This window comes from Deinococcus sp. JMULE3 (assembly GCF_013337115.1).
Lineage (GTDB): Bacteria > Deinococcota > Deinococci > Deinococcales > Deinococcaceae > Deinococcus.
This window is the reverse complement of record NZ_SGWE01000005.1, coordinates 80,001-95,228: the sequence shown is the minus strand read 5'-3', so window position 1 is coordinate 95,228 and position 15,228 is coordinate 80,001. Positions and strand designations below refer to the sequence as shown.

Below are 15,228 nucleotides of genomic sequence, written 5' to 3'. Positions count from 1 at the left end.
TGGTGAACGAAACAGACGGAATCCGTATCATGCCACGCACCACAGGTCGTCCACCGGCTCGGCCGGCGTGTACGTCGGGCGGAACACCGTCACGAGCACGCCGCTGTGCACCAGGAACCGCATCTCCCCCAGGGCGTACAGACGCGCCTTTCCGGCGCAGACCCGCAGAAATCGCGCCCGGCGCAGCAGCCGCGCGAGACGCCGGGCCGCCGCGGGCCACGCGAGGTTCCCGGCGAAGCGTTCCTGAAAGCGGCTGATGGCGTGTCCGGTCAGGTGAATGTCGGTCATGGTGGTTCCTCCTGCCGGTCAGTGTTCCCGGTCGCCGCGTCATCCAGTGACGCGCGGCGCGGCGGGTGGCCCGCGTCGCCAGGTGACGCGCCGTGCCCGCACGCTGAGGGCGTCTCACGCGGACTCCGGTTGGTGTGCAGACACCGTCAACCCGAGCGGACTCGCAGAGTTGCGCCGCAGCGCGATCAGGAGAGAAACGCGCCTCCGGGCGTGAATGGCTGTCAACGCAACAAACGAAGTCCGGATCAGCGCCCCCGCAGGAGGTTCACCCATGACCACCATCACCCTGACCACCCCCGACACCCCCGCGCCCGCCCACTGGCACGACACCCACGTGCTCGCCCTGCCACAGCGCGAGGCCCGCACCGTGCCCCTGCACACCCTGCCCAGCGGCGCCGCCGTCCAGCGGTACCTGCGCCTCACCCACCCCGGCGGCATCTACACCCACCAGGCCGACGCGGCCGCCAGCGCCGCCCGCTTCGAGGATTTCGCCGTGACGACCGGCACCGCCAGCGGGAAAACCCTGTGCTTCCACCTCGCGGCCCTCGAAGCGCTGAGTACCCTCCCCGAGACCAAAGTGATCGTGCTGTACCCGCAAAAAGCCCTCGGCGCTGAGCAGGAGGGACGCTGGAGAGAGACCCTGCAGGCCGCCGGCATCGACGCCCGCGTCGGCCGCATCGACGGGAGCGTCCCCGTGAGCATGCGCGCCCAGATCCTCGACACCTGCCGCGTGGTGATCCTCACGCCGGACGTCATGCACGCCTGGCTGCTCGGTAACCTCGCCGTCAGGGCCGTGCGTGACTTCATCCGCGCGACCCGTCTGATGATCATCGACGAGGTGCACACCTTCACCGGCGTGTTCGGCAGCAACGCCGCGTTCCTCTTCCGCCGCTTCGAGCACGCCCTGAAGACCATGACCCGCAAGCGGCTGCAGTACGTCTGCGCGTCCGCCACCATCCAGGACGCCGCCACGCACCTCACCCAGCTCACGGGGCGGCCCTTCACCCTGATCGGCCCGGACCGCGACGGCTCGCCCCGCCACCCGGTGCACCTGCACTTCCTGCGCCCCACCGACCCGGCCCGCGACCTGCTGAGCAGCGCCGCCGCGCTGCTCGCGGATCTCGGCGCGAATGGCGAGCGCTTCATCTGCTTCAGCGACTCCCGCAAGCAGACCGAGAATCTCGCCAGCATCCTGGCCCGCAGGGGGGACAGCAGGGAAGAGGCCGAGGACACCAGCGCCGACCATCCACTCGACCACTCCCCCCTGGCCGGCCTGCGGGTCCTGCCGTACCGCAGCGGCTACGAGGCCCGCGACCGCGCCGAGATCCAGGCCCGCCTCGCCAGCGGGGACATGGACGGCATCGTCGCCACCAGCGCCCTCGAACTCGGCATGGACATCCCGCACCTCGACGCGGTCGTGCTGCTCGGCGTGCCTACCTCCAGCACCTCCTTCTACCAGCGGATCGGCCGGGTCGGGCGGCGCCGCGCCGGGCGCGTCCTGATCCTCGACACGGGCTCCGCCAGCGACGCGCTGCTCTTCGCGAACCCTGGGCAGGTGCTCACCCGGCCGCTGGCCGACGGGGCGCTGTACCTCGAAAACCAGAACATCCAGTGCATTCACGCGGCGTGCCTCGCGCGGGCCGGTGGGGAACACGACGCCGTGATGACCGCCCTGGGCCGTGACACCGACGCCGACCTGCAGACACCCGTCGCGTGGCCCGAGGGCTTCCTCGACCTGATCGAGCGGGAACGCACCGGCACGCTCCCGGCGTCCCTACACGCCCTGCGCGCCCAGGGCGGCGACCGGCCCAACCTGGCCTTCCCGCTGCGGGACGTGGAAACGAGCTACAGGGTCGAGGTGCGCCAGGGCAACAGTCCGCAGGACCTCGGCACGCTCTCCTACGGACAGGTCATGCGCGAGGCGTACCCGGGCGCGGTGTATCTGCACGCCACCCGCGCGTACCGCGTGACCCGCATCAACCCCCTGTCCCGCACCGTGCACGTCCGCCCGGAGAAGCACTTCTCCACCCGCCCCAGCTGCCTGCCCACCCTGGCCTTCCCGAACCTCGACGCCGGGAGCGTCCACCAGGCCGCGCGGCACGCCCTGCTTCACGCCGTGGACTGCGACCTGATGATCTCCGAGAACGTCACCGGCTTCGAGGAGCGGCGCGGCCCGAACACCTTCCAGACCATCTACCCCCTCGACGCGCACCAGACCGGCATCTCCTACCAGCAGGCGCGCTTCTCCCGGAACATGTACACGACCGGCATCGTCCTCCACCACCCGGACCTGCAGGGCGACGCGCCCCGCGGGCAGCTCGCGGAGCTGATCCTCGACGCGTTCCGCCTGACCGTCCCCTTCGAAAGCCGCGACATCGGCGTCACGACGGACAAACTTCGCGTGGAGCGGCCCGGCCTGCCCAAGGGCGACCAGGTGATCGTCATCTACGACCAGACGTACGGCAGCCTGCGCCTGTCGAGCCGCCTGCTCGGTGACGGCATTCTCGCGCGCGTCCTGCAGACCGCCGTCACCCTGGCCGAACACGACCTGACCGCCGGTCCAGTGGACGGGAACCTCCATCTGGTGCGCGGCACGCTACAGCGCCTCGCGCACGACGCCGCCCAGCCCGCCCAGACGCCCGCCTGGGCCGCCGCGACGCCGCCTCCCACCGACGGCGAACGGGTACGCGTTCTGATGGAAGGCACCAAGGGCATCTGCCTGCTGCACGACCACCGCGAGATGCAGATCACGCAGGTGTACTACAGCCCCCGCGCCGGACTGCAGTACAAGGGCCGCCTGAGCACCGACAACGCCTGGGACACCCACCTCACCGTCGTGCCCGTCGGCGGCGTTCAGGCCATCCCCGGCGTCAGCGCGCTCGGCTGGTACGACCTCGACCTGGGGGAGGTTGTGGAGGGAGAAACCGTGCCAGGTCAGACCGTGCCGTAGGCGCCGGGCCGGGAGGGGGCGATCACGCCACCCTCCCACGGTCCGTCTCAGGCCTGCGTGGCAGCGCGCTGACTGGCCTGCAGTCTCTGCCATGCGTGCCCGAGGGCCAGGCGGGCATTCTCGGTGAGGTACTTGAAGCCGTAGGCGCGCAGCACCAGCCGGTAGAGTGCTTCCCGCTCGCCGTACCCGAGGTTCGGTTCGCGGTCCACGAACTGCTGCATGAGCGCCTGCAGTTCAGACGGTGGAATGTCCGCCAGTTTGCGCGGACCGACCGCGCGCAGCCGCACGGCCGGGCTTCCGGGCGTGCGGACGATCTCGTCCAGGAACCCGACCGTGCCGTGTTCACGTTCCAGGATGAGCGCACCGTCTTTCAACGCGCGGCTCATGGCCTTGTTCAGCAGACTCTTGCCGACCGGAAGGGTGATGTTCGCCGCCTGGCAGTACAGTTGGTACGCGCGGCGGCACGCCATGGGCCCTTCGGCCGCGATGATCTCCCCCAGGCCCTCGATGACCGGCGCGAACGAATCGACGCTGCGCGGGTCCGGCAGGGGACGGCTGGCCCACAGGGCGTACGGTTCGAGCAGCGCGGCGCCGGAACCGGGCGCCCGTCCGTCCACTTCAGCGGTGGGGGCCGCGTCGATCACCTCGCTGGCCGTCTGCTCGATCGGTTCGTGCGCGGCACTCTCGGCCCGCTCGGCCGCCTCGGGTGACACCTCAGAGGTTTGTGCGTCCAGCAGAGCGCCGCTGAGTTCCGCTGGGGCTTCGGGTGAGGGCCCGTCATTCCGGGGGTCACCTTCCGGGTAGACGCCCCGGCGGTCCAGTGTCGTCCAGAGGTCTGCGAGTGCGGCGTCCGGGTCGCGGGTGAAGGTGCTGCCCCGCACCCGCCAGAACTCCATACCGGCCCGTTCGAGCGTCTGCTGCCGGGCGAGGTCCGCGCGGTACCGCTCCGGGCCGTGCCAGTGGTCCCCGTCGCACTCCACCGCGAGGCGACCCCGCAGGCCCTCCACGACGAGGTCGATGCGGTAGCCGTTCAGTTCGCACTGCGGGATGACGCGGTAGCCCCGGTCGACGAGTTGCAGGTACACGTCCACCTCGAGCCACGAGTCGAACGGGGCGGGTGCCCGCGTCTGCCCGCGCCCGGCGCGGCCGGCGAGGTCGCGCAGGTCGAGGATCTCCTGCCGGGGCAACGGACGCCACCCGGCCAGATCGGGACGCTGCACGTGGCGGATCAGGCTGGCGCGCAGGTCCTCCGGGCCGAGGTCGTCGGGCGTGACGCTGTGGAACAGCCACAGCTGATCACGGGCGCGGCTGACCGCGACGTTGTAGCGCGGCTGGAAGATCCGGTCGTCCAGCGCCACCGTTTTTTTCTTGCTGCCGCTGGGGCTGGCGACCATGCTCAGGAAGATCACGTCCCGCTCGTCCCCCTGGAAGGAGTACGCGTTCCCGCAGATGATCCGCCGGGCGCTGATCTCGGTCTCACTCAGTTCCCGCTGCAGCAGGGCGTTGATGACCTCCGCCTGCCGGTCCCCCAGGAGACTGATCACACCCATGGTCTTGCCCCGGTAGGCCGGATTGGCGACGCAGGCCTTGATCTGATCCACGATCGCGCGGGCCTCGGCCTGGTTGACCTTGTGTGTGGTCCCCGTGGTCGTGGCGTCCCGGACGTACTGGGCGATCAGGGGTTGCAGGCGGTCCGCGCCGAACTGCCGCAGCGCGATCAGCGGCTCGGTGTACGACAGGTCGCTGCTGAACTTGATGATCTCCGGCATGCAGCGGAAGTGTTCACGCAGGGCCAGCACGCCAGGGTACGTGTACTTCGCGAAGTCGTACAGGCTCGACTGCGGCGTGCCGATCACGTGCGTGGCCGGGAAGTCATGCAGGTACTTCTGCACGAGCAACTCCGTCTGCTCGGCAGAGATCCCCACGCCGTCGGGAGAGATCTGCTTGTCGTCCCCGACGACGATCAGCTTCTTCGCGATGTACGTCAGAAACAGGGACTCCGGACCGGACTGGGACGCCTCATCGATGATGACCACGTCGAACATGCCCTGCGCGGGCGTGAAGCTCTCCGCCACGAGGTGCAGCGGCATGATCCACGCAGGGATACTGTCGCGCGCCTGCGTCAGGGACCGCCGGGCGACCGCCATGAACTTCCCGGCGTGTTTCCCGGTGCCCTTCCCGACCTTCTTCACGGCCTGCTGCCACGCCACGAGGTTCGCCTGTTGCCCCTGCGTGAGTCGGTCAAGGGTGTTGCGCCACGCCTTGACCGCCGCGAGGTGCCCGAGCGTCTCACGCTGCTGCCCGCGGACGTCCCGCAGCGCCGCGCGCACCTCCTGTTCCGCCTCGGGGCGGGTGACGTCCCGGAGCTGCGCGTCCGCGTGTGCCCAGCGCCACGCGGCCTGCAGGTGCGTCAGCCGCGCCTGCCAGTCCGGGGCGTCCACGTTCTCCAGCAGGGCCGCTGCGAGCAGAGGCGCGCCCTGCTGGAGGCGCGAGAGCAGCGCCGACTGATCGTGGAGCGCCGCGGCGCGCCGGTCGAGTTCAGTCACGCGGAGGGACGCCGACCCGTACGCCACCGCGTCGCGCGCCTGCAGGCTCCTGATGAGGTCCTGCACGACCGGGTGGGCGCTCCCGGCTGCATGCAGGCCTTCAAGGTAGGGCAGGGTTCTCTCGAGGGCCTCGCGGCTCACCTGCGCGGCATGCTCCGCGTCCGCGGCGCGCAGGGCAGTGACCAGTGCGTCCAGTTCACTCTCGTTCCACCACTGCGGTTCGCCGAGGCCAGCGACGCTGCCGAGGGCCTGGCGGGCCCGGTCGAGGGCGTCCTGAATGCTGCTCAGGCCGCTCAGCAGGCTCAACTGTTCGGCCAGTTCCGCCAGTTGCAGGCGGCGGGGGCCATCCGTACTGACGCCCTGTGCCGCCCAGAGGTCCTTGAGTTCCGTCCACTGCTTTTCCAGGTGCAGCAGCCTCAGCAGGTCCTGAAGGGCGCCGCTGTTGTCCGCCGCGCGGCCCCCCACCGTCAGGGCGTCTTTGAAGTACATCCGGTCCCGCACCGCAGCGGGCGGCCCGAACAACCCCTTCCACTTCCCGCCGGCCTGAAGGTGCTTGATCACCTCGCGCGCGTCGGCCTCCAGCTGCTCTAGGGCGCGCCCACCATGCCCGGCGATGACGTTGGCGTCCATCCACTCCGCGTCCTTCTGGAGGCCCGGCAGCAGGTCCTGCGTGCGGGTCGTGAGGTCCTGCCAGCGGGCCCACTGGCCCTTGAGCAGGGCGTCCACCGCGCGGGGCAGCCATGCCGACGGGCGGCGCCGCGCGGTGATCACCTGCGTCTGCAGGTCCTGCAGGGCGCGCAGCAGCGCCTCACGGCGCGGCGCGGAGGCCTCGGCGAGCGGCGTGAATGCCTGCGACTCCCGACCGTCGCGGCGTGATTCGGCGAAGGTCAGCGCCTGCACTTCCGCGCGGGCGAAGTGCACGAAGTCCTCGGTCGTCGGCAGGCGGTCCAGGGACGGGCGGCTCAGCCGCAGACTGCGCGCCTCCTCCTCACGGACGTCCCGCAAGCGGTCCAGGAGCCGCGCCGCCTCCTCATCGGACAGCGGCGCCGCCGGACCGGTCGGGTTGACCTCCAGCACCCACTCGAACCGGGGTTCGTGCGCGCGGAGCTGCTCACCGATCTGCTGCGGCGTACCCCGGTAGCCGTGCAGGTCCAGCGAACCCGTTTCACTCAGCCGTAGCGCCTCGAGACGGTCCAGCAGGTCCGTCTCCCGCTGACGGAACTGTCCGAGCCGCTGCTCGAGGTCCTGCTCCTGCCTCAGTTCAGCCGCCGCGTCACGGTGATCCTTGCGGCGGATCACCTCCCCGACGGAACTCTCCAGCATGGCCCGCGCGTCACTGTCGCCCCGCAGGTGCGTCACGCACAGCGCCGCCAGTTCCGGCGGGAACTTGTCCCGCAGGACCTTCAGGGCGCGCTCGGTGTGACTGGTGACCAGCACCCGCTGGTTCGTCGCGAGCAGGTGACTGACGAGGTTCACGATCGTGTGCGACTTGCCCGTTCCAGGCGGCCCCTGCACGAGCACCCCCCGCGCCCGGCCGATCCGGTCGATGATGCTCCGCTGCGCGTCGTTCGACGGCAGCGGGAAGTAGATCGTGCGCGGCCCACCCGCGTGGGTCTCCAGGCGCGGCACGAGGTCGTGTTCACCCATGAAGCGCTGCGCGGCGTCCGGCACCTCCCCCCGCTGCAACTGCTCGAGCACACTGTCATACGTGGCTGCCAGCGTCCGCTCGCCACGCCGACGCAGGATCAGCGCGGGCGCCCAGTGCACCACGGGATTGACCGTGGCGCCCGTGGGGGGCCGGAGGTCAGGGACGAACAGGCCCTCGCCGGACGCGGAGTTCGCCCAGGCATTCAGGGCCGCCGGAACGCCATGCGGATCCCACACGTCCTCCTGGTACTCCCCGAGAATCGCCTCGGCGTCACTGGCCCGCACGCGATGCTGCGGGTCGAGCATGTCCTGTTCCAGCAGCGCCCGCGCGCCGTCCACGGACGGCACCACCGACAGCACGCCCCGCGCGGCGTCGAACTGCAGGTGGACCTGCGCGCTGATCAGGTGCCGGTCCACCGCGTACTCCCCGTCCGGTCGCCAGCGCAGCGCCCCGAACCCCAGCCGCAGCTCGTACCGTTCCCCTTCCGCCTGCAGCTTCTGATGCAGGTCGAACAACTCCACGTACCGGTCCTGCACGCCCAGCGCGCGGCGCTCCCCGGCCGCCCACTCGCGCCACTGCCGCTCGAACGCCTCCCAGGCCGCCAGGACGTCCGGGTGCTCGTCGAGGAACAGCGTGGTGCGGATGACCTGCGGCTGCAGGTCGTCGTCCAGGATGGTCTCCTCGATCACCCGCTGCGCCTGGACAGTCGGCGGGACGTCCACCTTGCGCAGGTCACCGGTCACCCAGTCCGCCAGCAGGGCCGGGAGTGTGGGGACAGCCTGGCGCGCGGGGCGGCGGATGCTCAGCCACGTCTCACCGATCTGATCAGGTGCGGCGTGAATGGGATTGAAGATCTCGGGTTCATCCGGCAGGCTGTGCAGCCACACCAGCGTGGCGTCGTCGTTCGTGCGCTGCGGCTTGAACTTCAACTGCGTGAATTCTTTGAGGTACTGGTAGAACCGCTGCGTGCGGTCCAGGTGGGCGGCGTCCATCATGTGATCCCTCGGGCAGGCGTGAAGCGTGGTGTGAAACTGGAGGTGGCAGCGGCGTGGGTGCGCTGCGGTGGCTCAGAGTGTCGCACGGTGCGCGTGTCCAGGCGCACGAAAACGCCGCACCCCCACCGGGCGGCGTCACGACCGGACGCCCCATGAAGCGACGCTCAAGTCCCCCTCCGGTCACCTTCGCTTGAGTCGCCCCGTGCCGTCCCGTATCAGAGACGTATGCGCCGCCTCCTGACTGCCCTGCTCGCCCTGAGCTTCACGGCTGCCCACGCGATCGACCGGGTGCCCGGCACGAACACGTACTACTCCGCCCGCACCGACCCGATCACCGACGTGAACACCAGCTTCATCCTCATTCCTGAAGTGAACGACCAGACCGACCAGACGTCATACACCATCCGCTGCTCGAACCGTGACCAGGCGGAACTCTGGTCGTACCTGAGTGCCAAGCACGCCCTGCTGGCCGACACGGAACTCGAGTACGCCACGAAGCCGGTCGTGACCATCCGCCTGGGCAGCGATGCGCCGGTCGTGCTACGCGATCAGGACGTCAGCATCGTCTCGAACGCCAGTGACGACACGGACAGCGCCGCCATCGGCTTCACCACCGGACCCACCCGGCAGATCGTCGCGGGCCTCGCGGCCGGGAAGCGCCTCGTGGTCCGCATCAACCGCGCCAGCGGCGGACAGGCCCTCACGTACACCTTCCCCGCCACGGGCGTCGGGACCGCCTGGGCGACCATCGGCGCGTGCGGGACCGTGCGGGCGGGCAGCGCCGGGCCAGCGCCCGTAACGATCACGCCCGCACCTGGCGCGGCCGCACCGAAGTTCACCCGCTGGTACTTCACGACCTGCACGGACGCCACGAGCGGCGCGGTCCGCGCGGGACTGATCGCGGGCCGCGCGCACCTGTGCGACCTCGTGATCGACACTGTTCCCAACGGCGCGCAGCCCGTCCGGGCGGAGTTCCGGTACGAACTGGAGTACCGCGAGGCGGGCCGCACCGGGAAACTCATGCTCGACAGCGTCGACCGCTGGCCAGCGACCGGCACGAGCGGCGCACGGTACCGGCAGAGCGGCACGCAGCTGATCTTCACGCTGCCCCTGAACGTCCGCGCGCGGCCCGAGCGGGTGTACACCAGCATCAACGTGACCGCCACGGTGTACTTCAATAACGGCACCAGCAAGCGTGTGTACGAGCCCCTCCCCGTCCGCCCCGCCAACTGAAGCGGCATGGACAGGTTACCGGCCGTGGCGCTGGCTGTTCTCCTCGTGGCAGGCTGCTCTCCGAAGGCGCCCCGTATGACGACAGCGCAACTCGTCGAACACATGCAAGACCTGGCTACCAAGAGCCTGTCCCTGACGCCTATCGCGTGCGTCGAGGAGGACCAACGCCGCCGACCTGAAGTGCGGTGCTACACCTCGACCACGTCCGCCCAGGAGTTCGCCGAGCAGGTCGGTGAACTGGAACGTTTGCGCAACACGACCGGCTGGCGTGACGACTACGGCGTCCTCAACGCCAGCCTGCGGTATGGGCAGAACCCGCAGGGGATCGTGGTGGCCTTCGAGCGACCCAACGGATCATGGCAGGTGTTCCCCAGCACCAGGCCGCTGGCCCAGGCGCAGGCAAAGGGGGCCAGGGGGTACGTGACCATCATCGTGAACGAGCCCGACTGAATCCGGATGGTGCGCGCGGCGGCCGTTTCGGCTGTGACCAGTGAGAACAGTTGACTGCAGGCGTGCAGCACGTCGCCCGGTTTCCCGACCGTACCCGTGACGCGCCGCGCGGGGGTCTGGCCTGCCTGAGGAACTCAATGCAGGCTGATGTCCCCTTTGCAAGGGCGCTGCCCGGATGATGGCTCCTCCTTTTTCAGGAGGTGGAGTTCTCCGCATTCGTGCAACCCCCAACACCGCACGCGCAGCCGTGTTGGGGAGCCTGCTCGTCGGTCACGGTGCGGTCACGGCGCCGTTGAGAAGGTATTCACGGGTCGCGACCCTCCCCTGGAGGAACCCATGAATGAGCTGCTCTTCGTCACGCCGGTCCTGGATCAGAGGGCCTTCCTGGCCCTGTTCTGGTTCCGTTGGATGTTCCGGGACTGGTCGGAGCCGCTATGAGTCTGCCCGGTCACCAGTTTTCCCTGTCGAGGGTCCGGACGTCCGGCGAGTGGGATATCGTCGCCCGGATGCGGTACCGCGCGTACCGATCGGTTCAGGCCATTCCCGAGAAGGCCGACGCGCGTTTCACGGACGCCTTCGACGAGCAGCCTCAGGCCATGACGGTCCTTGCTCATCTGGGCGAGGTGCCCGTGGCGTCCACCCGCACCCTCTGCGCGCGAGGTGATCTTGGCGGCCTGACCAGCTCAGTGGCGTTCCACGACGTCATGCGGACGATTCCTGCCGACGCCGTGGTCGTGGAGGCCAACCGGTTCGTCGCCGATCCGGTGCAGGCGCATCTGGGCGGTGGTGCGGTGTGGGCGCTGTTCCGGGCTCATCTGCTCCGGTGTGCGGCCGTGAAGGCCGACTTCTTCGTGGCGGGCGTCCGCGCCGAACACGTGGCACTGTACCGCCGTCTCATGCATCTCGAGGTGGTCAGTGAGGCCAGGATCTTTCCCGGCCTCCGGACCCCGATGGTGCTGATGGTGGGCGACTGCCGCCGTGACCTCGAACGGATCTTCCTCGAGCGGCCCCACCTGCGCCCCGCACAGGTTGAGGCCGAACGGCTGTTCGGGGAGGTGAGCCGTGTTTACCCTGACCACCAGTACGCGCGTCCGGGCCTCTGAAGTGCCTGTGGACTGGGACGCCTACGCGCGGGAGTACGATCATCTGCTGCTGCAGAACCCGGCGTACCTGGATGTCCTGTCCCTCTTCGCGTCGGCGTTGAAGCAGTACCCGCCCCCTCGCGGCGCGGTCGCTCTGGATATCGGCTCCGGCACGGGGAACCTCGCGGCGGTCCTCTCACACGTCCGCCCGGACCTGCACTGGTCCCTGCTGGATCCCTCCGCGGCGATGCAGCGTGCCGCCGTCCGCAAACTGAGGGGCCGGGCCGTGACGGCCCTCCTGGCTCCGGCAGACGATGTCGATCTGACGGCCATCCGCCCGCATCTGATTACGCTGATGCATAGCCTGTACACCCTGCCCGACCCCCTGGGCACGCTGCGCCGCTGCGCGCATGCGCTCGAGCCAGGCGGCTTGCTGATCCTGTGCGACATCGGTCGGCCTCTGGACGTCACGCGTTGGGCGGCGTACCTGGCCCGAACGAGCGTGACGCGTCAGGGTGTGCGCGCCACGGTGCGGTTGCTGCGCTCAACGGGGCAGGTCCGCGCACAGAACCACGCCATTCGCGCCGCGCAGCGGGCCGGTCGCTACTGGCTGCACAACCCGGCGGAACTCCGTGCGGCGGTGGAAGCGGCGGGCCTCACCGTGCACGAGCAGCGCCTCGCGTACCGCGGGGACAGCGATTTCCTGATCGCCTCTCGACCTGGCGGGGCGGGTAGGCCATGACGTGGGGCACATTGAACCTTCTGGCGTTCGTCGCCTGCTTCGGCGCGTTTACGTGGGCGATGCAGGGCGGCCTGTTCCGTACCACTGACCAGGCGCCGCCTGGTCTGACCCTCATCCGTGTCCTGGGTGCACTCAGCATGGCCGCGCAGTTCCTGACCCTCCTCCTGGCCCGTCAGGCGAACGATCTGCGAGCCGGGGCAGGCTTCGTCCTGTACGTGGGCGCCCTGGCATTGTTCGCGTGGGCCGCGCGAACCATCTGGCAACGGCGGCTCACGCTCGCGTTCGCCGACGACGAACCCGCTCACCTTGAAACGCGTGGCCCGTACCGGTGGATCCGGCATCCGTTCTATACGGCCTACGTGCTGGGCTGGCTGGCTGGTGTTCTGGCCACCGGACACCTGGCGCTGCTGACGACAGTGCTGATCATGGGCACCCTGTATGTCCGCGCCGCCCGGCAGGAAGAACTCAAGTTCGCCCGTAGCGCCCTGAGCGGCGCGTACACCTCGTACCGGCAGCGCACCGGCATGTTCATCCCGAACCTCTGGTCGCGCACAGGAGACACCCCATGAACGAACGAGCCCTGACCGACCTCGGTGTCGATCCCGCCACACTTACCGCTGAGGACGTCATGGTGCGCCTTGACGCGCGGGTCGAGCAGCTTGTCCGCGACCTGCAGGCCCGGCCCTTCTTTCAGGAGGTGATGAGTGGCCACCTGTCCCAGCCTGTCCTGCGCAGGGTGCTGCAGGAGGTGTACCTGGACATCGCGCTGTATCAGGAGCACATCATCGAGGCGTCCATCGCCCTGATCGGTCAGATGCCCCGAAGTCTCGACGTGCGCCTGATCGAAGACCTCCTGCATCACCAGGCGGAGGAGTTCGATCACGGGGAGATGGCGGTGCGCGACTACGTCGGCCTGGGCGGGCACGAGGCGACTGCGCGTGGCCGACGGATGACCCCGGCTGCGTTCGGCATCGCTGCGCTGCGCCGCATGATGGTGCATACGCGTGACTGGCCGGCGTGGCTCGGGAGCCTGTACGTCGTGGAGTGCAGCACCCCGATCCTGACCGCTTTCGTGAAGGATCACTTCCGGGGGCAGGGTGTTCCCGGACGCGGTCTGGAATTCATTGATCATCACGCCACTGCCGACCTGGAGCATGCGGCGCTGCTCCGGAACGTCCTGCTGGAGATCGCGCAGGCTGTCCCAGACGCGCGGGAGGGAATGCTGTACGGCCCGGAGTACTACCTGCAGCTGTACCCCGCCGCGTCCTGGGAGGCGGCGTACCGGCGGGCGCTGCAGGGCACGCCGGAGGTGAGTGCCGGTGAACCTGCGTGACCTGCCCCTGCTGGGCCAGGGCCTCCTGGCGCAGGGCGACGACTGGCAGGTGCATCTGGTCCGCCCGGGTGACCCTCTGTTCACCGCCGTTCTGGTCGGTCGGCAGGCAGTCAGTTGCGGCCCGGTCACGGACGCCATAGACGGCCACTCCACCCACTACGCGCTCATGCAGGGCGGGACCTTGCAGGTGTGGTTCCGGGTGACGCGCGCCCATCAGGGTTCCCTCGACTGTGAGGGGGCCTACCCCCCAGAGCTCGTTGAGGCGTTCCGGCCGGTTCTGGCGTCCACCAGTCGCCTGGGCCGCCCACCTGGACCGGGCCGCAATCACCTGGTCATCCTCGCCATGCGGTGCGGGTGGGCCCACCAGTTGAATCAGGGCGCCGAGGTTGATCTGATCAATGCCCGGGCCTCACTCGCACCCCTCTACACGCGCCTGCAGTACCCGGCGTTGCCCGGCTGGTCGTTCACACATCCGCGAACTGGCGCCACGCACGACGTGCGCGCCCTCGCACCCGCCTGCGACATCCGCGGTAGTTGGGGCGACGTGTTCGCCGACCTTCCGGTCGCGCGGGCCGCGCCACACCGGGCGCGCCTCACTGCGGCCGGACGGCTGGTCGGTGCGCGGTGATGTCGCGGGCCCTGCTGCTCTTCAGTTCCGCGCGGGGCCAGACCCGCCGGGTGTGCCGCCTCCTCGCGGCACCACACGCCGCCCTCGACCTGATGGAACTCACGCCCGACCCGCCCCGGTGCGGCGGGGGGCATGACGTGGTGATTTTCGCCTCCCCGACGTACGGGCAGGGCGAGTTGCATCACGTCTGGACGGCCCACCTCCCGCAGCTCATCCAGGTGTTCGGTGCGGCTCATCCCGCCCAGGGGGGGCTGCTGGTCCTGGGTGACCGGCGCTATCACGCCCGCACGTTTGCCGGTGCCGTGAACGCGTTCCACCGTCACCTGTGCGGCACGCCGCTCGCCCAGCTGCTCGACCGCGTCTGCGTCCTTGATCCACGCCAGAACCCCGCGTGGCAGCAGCACGCGTCCACATGGCTGGACGCGATTCTTCAGGAGGGTTCAGGAGGACCTTATGACGACGCTGAGTACCACCATTGAGCTCGCAGATGAAGTGCTCGCGCTGTTCGAGTCGCAGAGGGACTGGGAGGCCGCCCAGCGACTCTGGCCGGCTCTGCGCACCTGGCGTCTGGCTGACCCGCTCGGCTGGCCCGACCGCATCGCTGAGCTGCGGGGTCATCCCGTGTTCGCGCACCTGCACACCTGCCCGTTCACGCACCGGGCGTTCCATAAACCGCGCGGGTACGCCGGGGACGCCGTGATGCTCGATCACATGTACGGCCTGACCCTCACCTTCCCGCATCCGGCCTCGCCCGGCGGGCGCCTGTATGCGTACACGACGAACAGCCCCGCCGCGCATGCCGTCCGGGAGCGACGCGCGCGCCTCGCCGACCTGATCGACCGGGCCGCAGCGAGACGGCCGGATGCCCGCATCGTGGCTCTCGCCGCCGGACACGGCCGGGAACTGGGCCAATCGGGTGCGGTCCGTCGGGGGACGCCGATCACGTTCGTGGCGGTCGATCAGGACCGGGAGAGCCTCAATGAGCTGCGGCGCAGCTACCCGGACGTGCAAACCGAAGTGGTCACCGGGAACATCCGGGACGTGATCACTGGTGACCTCACGTTCGACGCGGACGTGGTGTACGCGGCGGGGCTGTTCGACTACCTGCCGGATTCGGCCGCGCGGCGCCTCACGTCCCGGATGGCGCGGATGCTCCGCCCAGGCGGGGAGATGCTGATCGCGAACTTCGTGCCGGACTGCCCCGACATCGGGTTTATGGAGGCCTGCATGGACTGGCACCTGATCACCCGCACGCAGGAGCAGGTGCACGACCTGTTCGCAGACGTGCCGTATCCGGAGCAGGTCGTCACGGCGCTGGATGACTACGGCACCA

The 15,228-nt window shown here is 69.5% G+C and carries 12 protein-coding genes (1 of these 12 cut by a window edge); 10 read left to right on the top strand and 2 right to left on the bottom strand.

The window, feature by feature from the left end:
• Positions 1–27: 27 nt before the first annotated feature.
• Positions 28–288, bottom strand: coding sequence for a hypothetical protein (locus EXW95_RS19315; protein WP_174369139.1), 261 nt, complete (start codon positions 286–288; stop codon positions 28–30).
• A gap of 271 nt (positions 289–559) precedes the next feature.
• On the opposite strand from EXW95_RS19315, the gene EXW95_RS19310 reads away from it, so the two are divergent.
• Positions 560–3,238 (top strand): DEAD/DEAH box helicase, encoded by a 2,679-nt coding sequence (locus tag EXW95_RS19310; RefSeq protein WP_174369138.1) that lies wholly within the window; start codon positions 560–562, stop codon positions 3,236–3,238.
• Positions 3,239–3,285: 47 nt separating this feature from the next.
• Here the strand turns inward: EXW95_RS19310 and EXW95_RS19305 are convergent, their stop codons facing one another.
• The gene (locus EXW95_RS19305) at positions 3,286–8,427 is read right to left on the bottom strand and encodes an AAA domain-containing protein (protein ID WP_174369137.1); all 5,142 of its coding nucleotides are present in this window, start codon (positions 8,425–8,427) and stop codon (positions 3,286–3,288) included.
• 225 nt (positions 8,428–8,652) lie between these two features.
• Between EXW95_RS19305 and EXW95_RS19300 the strand changes: the two genes are divergently transcribed.
• The 9 genes from EXW95_RS19300 to EXW95_RS19260 all read left to right on the top strand — a co-directional run.
• Entirely contained in the window at positions 8,653–9,660 is a 1,008-nt protein-coding gene (locus tag EXW95_RS19300; protein WP_174369136.1) for a hypothetical protein, read from the top strand.
• A gap of 75 nt (positions 9,661–9,735) precedes the next feature.
• On the top strand, positions 9,736–10,110 hold the full coding sequence (locus EXW95_RS19295) for a hypothetical protein (RefSeq protein WP_174369135.1): 375 nt from the start codon (positions 9,736–9,738) through the stop codon (positions 10,108–10,110).
• Positions 10,111–10,544: 434 nt separating this feature from the next.
• Positions 10,545–11,213 (top strand): hypothetical protein, encoded by a 669-nt coding sequence (locus EXW95_RS19290; protein WP_174369134.1) that lies wholly within the window; start codon positions 10,545–10,547, stop codon positions 11,211–11,213.
• Positions 11,173–11,934, top strand: a complete 762-nt coding sequence (locus tag EXW95_RS19285) for a class I SAM-dependent methyltransferase (protein ID WP_174369133.1) — start codon at positions 11,173–11,175, stop codon at positions 11,932–11,934. Before EXW95_RS19290 ends, EXW95_RS19285 begins: the two co-directional genes overlap by 41 nt.
• Positions 11,931–12,503, top strand: coding sequence for an isoprenylcysteine carboxylmethyltransferase family protein (locus EXW95_RS19280; RefSeq protein ID WP_174369132.1), 573 nt, complete (start codon positions 11,931–11,933; stop codon positions 12,501–12,503). The genes EXW95_RS19285 and EXW95_RS19280 overlap by 4 nt, the downstream gene beginning before the upstream one ends.
• Positions 12,500–13,267, top strand: a complete 768-nt coding sequence (locus tag EXW95_RS19275) for an iron-containing redox enzyme family protein (protein ID WP_174369131.1) — start codon at positions 12,500–12,502, stop codon at positions 13,265–13,267. The genes EXW95_RS19280 and EXW95_RS19275 overlap by 4 nt, the downstream gene beginning before the upstream one ends.
• Positions 13,254–13,895: a hypothetical protein gene (locus tag EXW95_RS19270; RefSeq protein ID WP_174369130.1), complete on the top strand. Its 642-nt coding sequence runs from the start codon at positions 13,254–13,256 to the stop codon at positions 13,893–13,895. Before EXW95_RS19275 ends, EXW95_RS19270 begins: the two co-directional genes overlap by 14 nt.
• Positions 13,895–14,374, top strand: a complete 480-nt coding sequence (locus tag EXW95_RS19265; protein WP_174369129.1) for a hypothetical protein — start codon at positions 13,895–13,897, stop codon at positions 14,372–14,374. Before EXW95_RS19270 ends, EXW95_RS19265 begins: the two co-directional genes overlap by 1 nt.
• A protein-coding gene (locus EXW95_RS19260) for a class I SAM-dependent methyltransferase (RefSeq protein WP_174369128.1) crosses the window boundary here: on the top strand, positions 14,349–15,228 show its 5' portion. Its footprint extends 32 nt past the window's final position; only the first 880 of its 912 coding nucleotides appear in the window; its start codon is at positions 14,349–14,351; its stop codon lies off the right edge, out of view. The genes EXW95_RS19265 and EXW95_RS19260 overlap by 26 nt, the downstream gene beginning before the upstream one ends.

Excerpts from the sequence above, each read along its gene's own strand:
- EXW95_RS19315 (WP_174369139.1), bottom strand. The coding sequence starts at position 288 with ATGACCGACATTCACCTGACCGGACACGCCATCAGCCGCTTTCAGGAA.
- EXW95_RS19310 (WP_174369138.1), top strand. The coding sequence starts at position 560 with ATGACCACCATCACCCTGACCACCCCCGACACCCCCGCGCCCGCCCAC.
- EXW95_RS19305 (WP_174369137.1), bottom strand. The coding sequence starts at position 8,427 with ATGATGGACGCCGCCCACCTGGACCGCACGCAGCGGTTCTACCAGTAC.
- EXW95_RS19300 (WP_174369136.1), top strand. The coding sequence starts at position 8,653 with ATGCGCCGCCTCCTGACTGCCCTGCTCGCCCTGAGCTTCACGGCTGCC.
- EXW95_RS19295 (WP_174369135.1), top strand. The coding sequence starts at position 9,736 with ATGACGACAGCGCAACTCGTCGAACACATGCAAGACCTGGCTACCAAG.
- EXW95_RS19290 (WP_174369134.1), top strand. The coding sequence starts at position 10,545 with ATGAGTCTGCCCGGTCACCAGTTTTCCCTGTCGAGGGTCCGGACGTCC.
- EXW95_RS19280 (WP_174369132.1), top strand. The coding sequence starts at position 11,931 with ATGACGTGGGGCACATTGAACCTTCTGGCGTTCGTCGCCTGCTTCGGC.
- EXW95_RS19275 (WP_174369131.1), top strand. The coding sequence starts at position 12,500 with ATGAACGAACGAGCCCTGACCGACCTCGGTGTCGATCCCGCCACACTT.
- EXW95_RS19265 (WP_174369129.1), top strand. The coding sequence starts at position 13,895 with ATGTCGCGGGCCCTGCTGCTCTTCAGTTCCGCGCGGGGCCAGACCCGC.